The 9,972-nt window shown below is 68.2% G+C and carries 9 protein-coding genes; 8 read left to right on the plus strand and 1 reads right to left on the minus strand.

The annotated features are described in order from the left end of the window. Positions 1 to 6 precede the first annotated feature (6 nt). Entirely contained in the window at positions 7 to 1,518 is a 1,512-nt protein-coding gene (locus tag AB0M45_RS29310) for a leucyl aminopeptidase (RefSeq protein ID WP_364335847.1), read from the plus strand. Positions 1,519 to 1,689: 171 nt separating this feature from the next. Here AB0M45_RS29310 and AB0M45_RS29315 read toward each other — a convergent pair whose 3' ends face one another. Further along, a complete protein-coding gene (locus tag AB0M45_RS29315; RefSeq protein WP_364335871.1) occupies positions 1,690 to 1,986 on the minus strand; it encodes an oxidoreductase in 297 nt (98 codons plus the stop codon). A 326-nt stretch (positions 1,987 to 2,312) separates the two neighbouring features. Between AB0M45_RS29315 and sucB the strand changes: the two genes are divergently transcribed. From sucB to AB0M45_RS29350, 7 genes are all read left to right on the plus strand, one after another. After that, complete coding sequence (sucB, locus tag AB0M45_RS29320) at positions 2,313 to 4,076, plus strand: 2-oxoglutarate dehydrogenase, E2 component, dihydrolipoamide succinyltransferase (protein WP_364335850.1); 1,764 nt, start codon at positions 2,313 to 2,315, stop codon at positions 4,074 to 4,076. 18 nt (positions 4,077 to 4,094) lie between these two features. Beyond that, entirely contained in the window at positions 4,095 to 5,003 is a 909-nt protein-coding gene (locus AB0M45_RS29325) for a TIGR01777 family oxidoreductase (RefSeq protein WP_364335851.1), read from the plus strand. Beyond that, the gene (locus AB0M45_RS29330) at positions 5,000 to 5,536 is read left to right on the plus strand and encodes an N-acetyltransferase family protein (RefSeq protein ID WP_364335853.1); all 537 of its coding nucleotides are present in this window, start codon (positions 5,000 to 5,002) and stop codon (positions 5,534 to 5,536) included. Before AB0M45_RS29325 ends, AB0M45_RS29330 begins: the two co-directional genes overlap by 4 nt. 180 nt (positions 5,537 to 5,716) lie before the next feature. Further along, entirely contained in the window at positions 5,717 to 6,469 is a 753-nt protein-coding gene (gene lipB, locus AB0M45_RS29335) for a lipoyl(octanoyl) transferase LipB (RefSeq protein WP_364335855.1), read from the plus strand. A 10-nt stretch (positions 6,470 to 6,479) separates the two neighbouring features. Then, on the plus strand, positions 6,480 to 7,520 hold the full coding sequence (lipA, locus tag AB0M45_RS29340) for a lipoyl synthase (RefSeq protein ID WP_364335857.1): 1,041 nt from the start codon (positions 6,480 to 6,482) through the stop codon (positions 7,518 to 7,520). A gap of 248 nt (positions 7,521 to 7,768) precedes the next feature. Beyond that, a complete protein-coding gene (locus tag AB0M45_RS29345) occupies positions 7,769 to 8,710 on the plus strand; it encodes an alpha/beta hydrolase (RefSeq protein ID WP_364335859.1) in 942 nt (313 codons plus the stop codon). A gap of 607 nt (positions 8,711 to 9,317) precedes the next feature. Further along, positions 9,318 to 9,881 carry a transglycosylase SLT domain-containing protein gene (locus AB0M45_RS29350; protein ID WP_364335861.1) on the plus strand — a complete coding sequence of 188 codons (564 nt, stop codon included), beginning with the start codon at positions 9,318 to 9,320 and terminating at the stop codon, positions 9,879 to 9,881. Positions 9,882 to 9,972: the final 91 nt, after the last annotated feature.

Consider the following 9,972-nt stretch of genomic DNA (forward strand, 5'->3'; position numbering starts at 1 on the left):
GTGCCAATGACCGCTGTTGCAGATCGCTCGCTCGGACCGGAACTGGCACGCACCGAGACCATCGGCGCGGACACCGATGTGCTCGTCATCGGGTTGACCTCCTCGGAGAACGGTCCCGCCATCGTGCCCGAGGACCTGTTCGGCGACGTGCTCACCGCCGAGATTCGCGCGGAACTGCTCGACCAGCTCGGCACCGTGGGAGCGAAGGGCAAGGCCGAGGAGCTCACTCGCATTCCGGCACCCGCCGGGCTGGACGGGGTGTCCAGCGTGCTCGCCGTCGGCCTCGGCGCCCCCGACAAACTCGACGCCGAGCAGATCCGCCGCTCGGCCGGCGTCGCGGCCCGTGCGCTGTCCGGCACCGAACTGGTCGTGACCACGCTGTCCGGCCTCGATGTCGGCGCCGCCGCGGAGGGCTTCTACCTGGGTGCCTACTCGTTCACGCCGTTCCGGTCGGACAAGTCCGCGCCCAAGCCGGACGAGCGGCCGGTGGCCCGCGTCGAGCTCTTGGTGCCGGAGCCGGGATTCGGGGCGGAGACGCTGTTCCATGCGCAGGTCACCGCCGAAGCCGTCGCCACCGCACGGGATTTCGTGAACACCCCGCCCAGTCATCTGTTCCCCGCCGAGTTCGCCTCCCGCGCCCAAGAGCTCGCCGAGGCCGCCGGGCTCACCGTCGAGGTGCTCGATGAGAAAGCCCTGGAAGCAGGCGGTTACGGCGGCGTACTCGGGGTCGGCAAAGGGTCCTCGCGGCCGCCGCGGCTGATCCGGATCACCTACACCGGCGGGCCGAAGAAGGTCGCGCTGGTCGGCAAGGGCATCACCTTCGATACCGGCGGCATCTCCATCAAGCCCGCGCAGAACATGGAGAACATGACCTCCGACATGGCCGGCGCCGCGGCCGTGATCGCCACGACGCTGCTCGCCGCCCGGCTCAGCCTGCCGATCACCGTCACCGCCACGGTGCCGATGGCCGAGAACATGCCGTCGGCCACCGCGCAGCGCCCCGGCGACGTGCTCACCCAGTACGGCGGCACCACCGTCGAAGTGCTCAACACCGACGCGGAGGGCCGCCTGATCCTGGCCGACGCGATCGTGCGCGCCAGCGAGGACGAGCCCGATTACCTGATCGACGTGGCCACGCTGACCGGCGCGCAGATGGTCGCGCTCGGCACCCGCACGCCCGGCGTGATGGGCACCGACGACTTCCGCGACCGGGTTGCCCGCATCTCCCGCGAGGTCGGCGAGAACGGTTGGGCCATGCCGCTTCCCAGCGAGCTGCGCGCCGATCTGAACTCCAAGATCGCCGATCTGGCCAATGTGGCGCCGCACCGCTGGGGTGGCATGCTCTCGGCCGCGCTGTTCCTGAAGGAGTTCGTCCCCGAGAACGTGCAGTGGGCCCATCTCGATGTCGCCGGTCCGGCGTACAACACCGGCGGCCCGTTCGGCTACATCGGCAAGGGCGGCACCGGCGTCCCGGTCCGCACGCTGATCGCGGTGCTCGAGTCCATCGCCGCGGAGTGACGTCGCGGTGCGTCGTCCGGGGCGACTCCGGACGACGCACTTCGCCCGTCAGCCGTCACCGGGCTGTCCGTGAGCTTCCATCGAACCGGGCGAGCTTGCGCTCCTGCTCGCCCCCGGACGACCTACCGCAGCCACTGTGGGAAACCTGGGCGAAACGGACAACTCGATCGCTCAGAGGTCGTACAGATCCCGCTCCAGCGCACGCTTGCGCTCCACCCGCTTACGGGCGTCGTAGTCGCGCATCCGCTGCGGATATCCGGTCTTGCGCACGTCGTAGACGGGGATGTGCAAATCCTTGGCAAGCCGTTGCGCACCACGCTCGCCGACGATCCGGCGCGTCCATTCACCATCAGCGGCAATAAGCACTACTGTGACATCGGTCACCGTGGTCTTGGGTTCGACGTAGCCTTCGACGCCCTCGTGTGTGCGCACCCAGTCGGCCAGGTAGCGGGCGTCCTCCCCGCGCACCGAACGCCCACGTAGAGGGCCACCACCCCGGGTCGCGCCGCTGCGGAAACGATCCAGCAAACTCAACGACGCCGACCTCCTTTCCTGCACCGGAGAATGTTTACCGCCGGTCTTCCCATACTGCCAGCTCCGCGCAGTTCGCCGCCCTGTGCTACATGGCTTGCGGGCGAGTGCAAGGATGGACCGCGGTACAAGAACCACACGGATCTCCGGTGCCACGCACAATGATCGGTGGCTTCCGGACCTCCGGCGCGACCCGCACCGGGAGTCCGCAGCGAGATCAACTGTTGTAGAACCCCGTCGAGCAGTCAGAGGAGTCAACGGACATGGCCTTCTCCGTCCAGATGCCCGCTCTTGGTGAGAGCGTCACCGAGGGAACGGTGACCAGGTGGCTGAAGCAGGAAGGAGACACGGTCGAGGTCGACGAGCCGCTGCTCGAAGTCTCCACCGACAAGGTCGACACCGAAATCCCGTCCCCCACGGCGGGTGTGCTGTCGAAGATCGTCGCGCAGGAAGATGACGTGGTCGAGGTCGGCGGCGAACTCGGTGTCATCAGCGAGCCCGGTGAGGCGGCGGCGGCCACGACCGCGCCTGCTCCGGAGGCCGCGGCTCCCGCTGCCCCGCAGGAAGCGCCCGCCCCCGCGCAGGAAGCGCCTGCCCCCGAACCTCAGGCTGCCACGGCTCCCGCCCCGGCTCCTGCGACACCCGCCGAGGGCACTCCGGTCAAGATGCCCGAGCTCGGCGAGTCGGTCACCGAGGGCACCGTAACCCGCTGGCTGAAGTCGGTCGGTGACGAGGTCGCCGTCGACGAGCCGCTGCTCGAAGTCTCCACCGACAAGGTCGACACCGAGATCCCGTCGCCGGTCGCGGGCACCCTGCTGGAGATCTCCGCGCAGGAAGACGACGTCGTGCCGGTCGGTGGACAGCTCGGCGTGATCGGCAGCGGCGCTCCGGCGGCCACTGCTCCTGCTCCTGCTCCTGCTCCTGCTCCGGCCCCGGCTCCCGCTCCGAAGCCCGAACCCGCTCCGGCCCCGGCTGCTGCTGCTCCGGCCCCTGCGCCGGCTCCGGCACCCGCTCCGGCCCCCGCGCCCGCACCAGCCGCCGCGCCCGCACCGGCCGCCGCCGAATCCGCCAACGGCGCAACCCCGTACGTCACCCCCTTGGTTCGCAAGCTGGCCGAAGAGCACAACGTCGATCTCGCGACCCTCACCGGTTCCGGGGTCGGCGGCCGCATTCGTAAGCAGGACGTGCTCGCCGCCGCCGAGGCGAAGAAGGCCCCGGCTCCGGCCGCCGCTCCCGCCGCGGCAGCTCCGGCTGCCGCGAAGGCGCCCTCCGCCCCGGCCGTGGCGCGCCCGCAGCTGGCCCACCTGCGCGGCACCGTGCAGAAGGCCAACCGCATCCGCCAGATCACCGCGACCAAGACCCGCGAGTCGCTGCAGACCACCGCGCAGCTCACTCAGGTGCACGAGGCCGACGTCACCAAGATCGCCGCGCTGCGCAAGCAGGCCAAGGCGACGTTCACCGAGCGCGAGGGCGTCAACCTGACGTTCCTGCCGTTCTTCGCGAAGGCGGTCGTCGAGGCGCTCGGCGTGCACCCGAACGTCAACGCCAGCTACGACGAGTCCACCAAGGAGATCACCTACCACGCGTCGGTGCATCTGGGCATCGCCGTCGACACCGACCAGGGCCTGCTGTCCCCGGTCATCCACAACGCCAGCGACCTGTCCCTGGCCGGCCTGGCGCGCGCGATCGCCGACATCGCCGACCGCGCCCGCAACGGTGGCCTCAAGCCCGACGAGCTGGCCGGTGGCACTTTCACCATCACCAACATCGGCAGCCAGGGCGCGCTGTTCGACACCCCGATCCTGGTTCCGCCGCAGGCGGCCATGCTGGGCACGGGTGCGATCGTCAAGCGCCCGGTCGTGGTGACCGACGAGACCGGCAACGAGTCCATCGGCGTCCGCTCGATGTGCTACCTGCCGCTCACCTACGACCACCGCCTGATCGACGGCGCCGACGCGGGTCGCTTCCTGACCACGATCCGGCACCGGCTCGAGGAAGCGGCGTTCGAGGCCGATCTCGGTTTGTAGAAAGGTCCCGCGGCACGTATGAAGGTCGTGATCGCCGGCTCGTCCGGGTTGATCGGGACGGCGCTCGTCGCGGCCCTGCGCCGCGACGGGCAGGACGTCGCCCGGCTGGTGCGCAGAAAGGCGGCGGGACCGGACGAATTCGCCTGGAACCCCACCCGCGCCCACTTGGACGAGCGAGCGCTTCGCGGCGCCGACGCCGTGGTCAACCTGTGCGGCGCGAGCGTCGGCGGACGCCGCTGGACCGGCAGCTTCAAACAGGAGTTGCGCGACAGCCGGATCACGCCCACCGACGTGCTCGCCGACGCGGTCGTCGCCGCCAACGTGCCGGTGCTGCTCAATGCCAGCGGCGTGCACTATTACGGCGGTGCCACCGGCGACCGGGTGGTCACCGAAACGTCCTCCGCCGGTTCCGGTTTCCTGGCCACCCTGTGCCGGGACTGGGAGAACGCCACCGAGCCCGCCGCCGCGGCCGGTGTGCGCACGGTGCTGCTGCGCAGCGCGGTCGTTCTATCCCGCACCGGGGGGATGCTCGGCATGCTGCAACCGCTGTACTCGCTCGGGTTGGGCGGCCGGCTGGGCAACGGCCGTCAGTACACGCCGTGGATTTCGATGGCCGACGAGATCGGTGCGATCCTGTTCGCCCTCACGCACGACACGGTGTCCGGCCCGATCAATGTGGCCGGTCCGGCACCGGTCACCAACGCCGAGTTCAGCCGTGCCCTGGGGCGCGCGCTGAACCGGCCCACTCCCCTGGTGGTTCCTTCGTTCGTGTTGCGCGCGCTGGTCGGCGAGCTGGCGCAGGAGGCGATCCTGCACGGCCCCAGGGCGATCCCCACAGCTCTGGAGGAAGCGGGCTACCAGTTCCAGCATCCCACCATCGGCGCCGCGCTGGCGGCCGCGGTGGGACGATCCGGAGACGAGCGATGACCGACCGGCTCGACACCAGGCCCGCCACCGTCATTCGCGACGCGAACCCCGACGACCTGCCCGCGATCCTCGTCATCCACAACGCGAACATCGCCGCTTCCACCGCGATCTGGGACACCGAGCAGGTCGGTCTCGACAACCGCGCCACCTGGTACCGCGACCGCACCGGCGCCGGTCTGCCGGTCCTGGTCGCCGACATCGACGGCGAAGTGGCCGGTTACGCCAGCTACGGCCCGTGGCGCAGCAAGTCGGGTTACCGCTTCACCGTGGAGAACTCGGTCTACGTCGACGACCGCTTCCACCGCCGCGGCATCGCCACCGCCCTGCTCACCGAACTCATCGAACGGGCGCGCCGCGCGGGCACGGTCCACGCCATGGTCGCCGCCATCGAATCCAGCAATACCGGGTCGATCCAGCTGCACGAACGATTCGGATTCCGCACGGTCGGCGTGTTACCCCAGGTCGGCCACAAATTCGGGCGCTGGATGGATTTGACCCTGATGCAATTGACCCTCCCCATCGCCGTCGACTGAACTCTGCGGTCGCCGCGCCTGCCGGATCGAAGCAGCGGCCGGCATCGTTGGAGTCGTTCACGCGACGGCGTGGCGGCAGCCGACCAGCATCCATCCAGCTCTCGCGAGGCAAACCGGATCATCGTGTGGCAGTTCCCACATCGAGGTGCTGGAATCGGACATCCTCGTGGGCGTACCGTCATGGTCGTGAACGACACGCGCACCACCCGTTCCGCCCGATTCGATACGACCCCGATCGTGGTCGAGGATCTCGGACTCATCGACTACCACGCCGCGTGGGACCTGCAGCGCACCATCGCCGAGCAGCGTGCCGAGGGCAACGGATCCGATCATCTGCTGCTGCTGGAGCACCCCTCGGTCTACACCGCGGGCCGCCGCACCGAGGCCGACGATCTGCCGATCGATGGCAGCCCGGTCGTCCAGGTGGACCGTGGCGGCAAGATCACCTGGCATGGTCCCGGCCAACTCGTCGGCTACCCGATCGTGCGCTTGGCCGAGCCGGTCGACGTCGTCAACTACGTGCGCCGCCTCGAGGAGGCGCTGATCACCGTCTGCACCGGGCTCGGCCTCGTCTGCGGCCGGATCGAGGGCCGCTCCGGGGTCTGGCTGTCCGCGACCGAGCTGTACGCCGAGCGCAAGATCGCCGCGATCGGTGTGCGCGTGCAGCGTGGCATCGCCCTGCACGGCTTCTCGTTCAACTGCAACTCCGCCATGGACGGGTTCCAGGCCATCGTCCCGTGCGGTATCCGCGACGCGGGCGTCACCACCCTGACCCGCGAGCTCGACCGCGAGGTGACCGTTGCCGAGATCAAGCCGTTGGTGACCGACGCCGTCATCCGCGCGCTCGACGGCGAACTGCCGGTCACGGAGCACAACGTCTCCCGTTCGACCCCGGCCGAGACCGCCCCGCAGCCCCCCACCGCAAAGGCGTAAGGTCGATCAAGTGACCTCAGTCGACACCCCGACACCACACAACGCGGCCGCACCCAACGGCCGCAAGCTCCTGCGCATCGAAGCCCGCAACGCGGAAACCCCGATCGAGCGCAAACCCAAGTGGATCCGCACCCGCGCCACCATGGGCCCCGAGTATTCCGAACTCAAGGGCTTGGTGAAGCGTGAGGGCTTGCACACGGTGTGCGAAGAAGCAGGCTGCCCCAACATCTTCGAATGCTGGGAAGACCGCGAGGCCACCTTCCTCATCGGCGGCGAACAGTGCACCCGCCGCTGCGATTTCTGCCAGATCGACACCGGCAAGCCCGCGGCTCTCGACCGCGACGAGCCCCGCCGCGTCGCCGAAAGCGTCCAGGCCATGGGCCTGCGCTACTCCACCATCACCGGCGTCGCCCGCGACGATCTGGACGACGGCGGCGCCTGGCTCTACGCCGAAACCGTCCGCGCCATCAAGCGTTTGAACCCCCACACCGGCGTCGAACTGCTGATCCCCGACTTCAACGCCGACCCAGGCCAGCTCGCCGAGGTCTTCTCCTCCCGCCCGGAAGTGCTCGCGCACAACCTGGAAACGGTCCCGCGCATCTTCAAGCGCATCCGCCCCGCCTTCCGCTACGAGCGCTCCCTCGCGGTCCTGACCGCCGCCCGCGAAGCCGGATTGGTCACCAAGTCCAACCTCATTCTCGGCATGGGCGAAACCCCCGAGGAAGTCACCCAGGCCATGCGCGACCTCCACGAGGCGGGCTGCGACATCCTCACCATCACCCAATACCTGCGCCCCTCCCCCCGCCACCACCCGGTCGACCGCTGGGTGAAGCCGGAGGAGTTCGTGGAGCACTCCAAGGTGGCCGAGGAAATCGGCTTCGCAGGCGTCATGGCGGGGCCGCTGGTCCGCTCGTCCTATCGAGCAGGCCGGTTGTACGCCCAGGCGATGGCTCACCACGGCCGCGAAATCGCCCCCGAAATGGCTCACCTCGCCGAGGAAGGCACCGCCTCCCAGGAAGCCAGCTCCGTCCTGGCCCGCTTCGGCTCCTGACCACTTACTGAGCAGTTTCGGCCCTCGCGCACGCTTCATGCGCGAGGGCCGAAACATGTCGACGAGACCCGGCTGACTATGCGCGTCGCGTGAATCCGCGCCGCCCTCTGGCCGATCGCCCCGCTCATCGCTGATTTCCTCGACTCGTTGTCGGGTTCGGTCCTGTGAGGCCGGACACAGCGCGTCACGTCGTCAGGCGACAGTTCGTCCACCAACCGAGACCAACTCAGCCAACCACGGAGTGCACCATGAGGATCAGCAGCTGGGCCCGTCGGCTCGCCCTCGGACTCACCACCGTCGTCCCCGCGATTTCCGGAATCGCGCTGCCGGTGGCCTACGCCTGGAACCCGCCCGGCTCGCCCGACCGACCGGCCTTCCTCGACCGCATCGATTCCCGTTATGCCGATACCGATCTGGCCCGATTCCATTACACGGTGACCGGTCAGGGATCTCCGGTCGTGCTCATCGCGGGTGGTGGGCTGTGGCAATACTCCTGGCGGGACGTGATTCCCGAGCTGGCGCGGCAGCACACCGTCTATGCGGTCGATCTGCCCAGCCAGGGCTATACCGAACTGCGCCGCCCAGGCTTCGCGTTCGACCTGCCGTCCATGGCCGAGGCCATCGGCACCTTCTTCGACGCGGTCGGCCTGAATCACGCTGCGCTGGTGGGTCACTCGTGGGGTGGCGCTTGGGGCCTGTACTTCGCCGAGCAGCACCCCGAGCGAGTCGACCGGCTGATCCTGCTCGATTCGCCGGGCCTCAACGCCGAAAAGGCCCCCGTGACACCTCTGTTCCAGACGCCGATGCTCGGCGAGCTCGCCACGAAACTCACCACCCGCGACTTCTATGCCGACAGCATCCGCGGCACCTTCCACCACAAGGAGCTGGTCACCGACGAGATGATCGACGAATTGTGGCCGCCGTTCTCGCGCCCCGACAACCGCGACGGCTTCCTCGCACTCTGGCGTAACCTCGACTACCGCCGCACCGACGCCGACCTCTCCAAGGTGAGCGCCCCGACCCTGGTGCTGTGGGGAGGCGCCGACGAATGGCTGCCTGCCGCGCAGGCCGAACGCCTGGCCGCGCGAATCCCGAATGCCACCGCCACGGTACTGCCCGGCTGCGGCCACACAGTGCACGAGGACTGCCCGACGGAAACCATCCCGCTGATCGAGAATTTCCTCAGCTGACCGACGTCGAACGCATCCACCGCGACATGTCCCGACCCGGCACAACCGGTCGAGCACAATCGTCGCGGCAGCCACTCGCGAGATCGCGGGCAAAAAGTTGCCGACAACTCAGCCGGGACACTTACTCGAATTCCGCAACCCCATACACCACAGATTCGTGCTGCTTTACAGTGATCCGTTCGTGACAAAAACACCCGCGTTACAAACAAAGCTGAATTGTGAGCCATATCACGTTTGCGTTCAAAGCCCCAGCTCAGTGGCCTCTCCAGCGAGTTTGCTCGAGTCGTCCAAGATCGGCAATTTCTACCATTTACTATCCGTTTGCCAAATGTTCACCGACCGTGACCAAGCTGATATCAGGTCCGGAAGAGACCTGAGGAACCAGTGACCAGACCGTGGCTGGATTCTCTCCTGGGTACGACAGCGGCACCCAAGGGGCACCGCCCCGAGTAGTTCCCGCATCGCGCCGCCAGGAATTCCTGGCTTTCACAACGAAATCCGAAAACAGCACATGGCCGATACGGGCGAGCTCCCCACTGGGCGCCCGCTGTCGATCCGCGCTGCCTTGCCGGGCGGATCGCCGCACGATCAAGGAACTGATTTCGCAATGCCTGAGTCACGCCTTTCTCCTTTCCGCTACCGGTCGCTTCGTAACGGTGCCGTCCTCGCGGCCGCGGTCGGCATCGTCGCCCTCGGCGCCTCCTCCGGGGTGGCGGTGGCCGATGACAGCGTTCCGTCCCGTATCGCGACGGTCGCCGATGCCCCCGGCCTGCCTGGACTACCCCCTCTGCCGCCGCTGCCCGCGCTGCCGCCGCTGGGCATCCTGCCCCCGCCGCCGCCCCCGGTCTACGAGAACAACCTCGACGGCTGGATCCGCCAGTCCCTGGACGTCATGCGGGTTCACAACATCCCGGGTAGCTACGAGAGCATCCACCGCAACATCATGCGCGAATCCGGCGGCAATCCCCGCGCCATCAACACGTGGGACTCCAACGCCGCCAAAGGAACCCCCTCCAAAGGCCTGCTCCAGGTGATCGACCCGACCTTCAACGCGTATCACGTCGACGGCACTCCGTTCGACATCTGGGACCCGGTCGCCAACATCACCGCCGCCTGCAACTACGCGGCTCACCGCTACGGTTCGATCGATAACGTCAACGGGCCCTACTAGCCACTGTTTTGAAAGTGGGTTGTTGACGGCGTCGCTGCGCGGCGGCCTCAACAGCCTGGTTGTGATCGAGATCCTCTGCTCGCGTTGGCAT

The organism is Nocardia sp. NPDC051787 (genome assembly GCF_040681325.1).
GTDB lineage: Bacteria > Actinomycetota > Actinomycetes > Mycobacteriales > Mycobacteriaceae > Nocardia.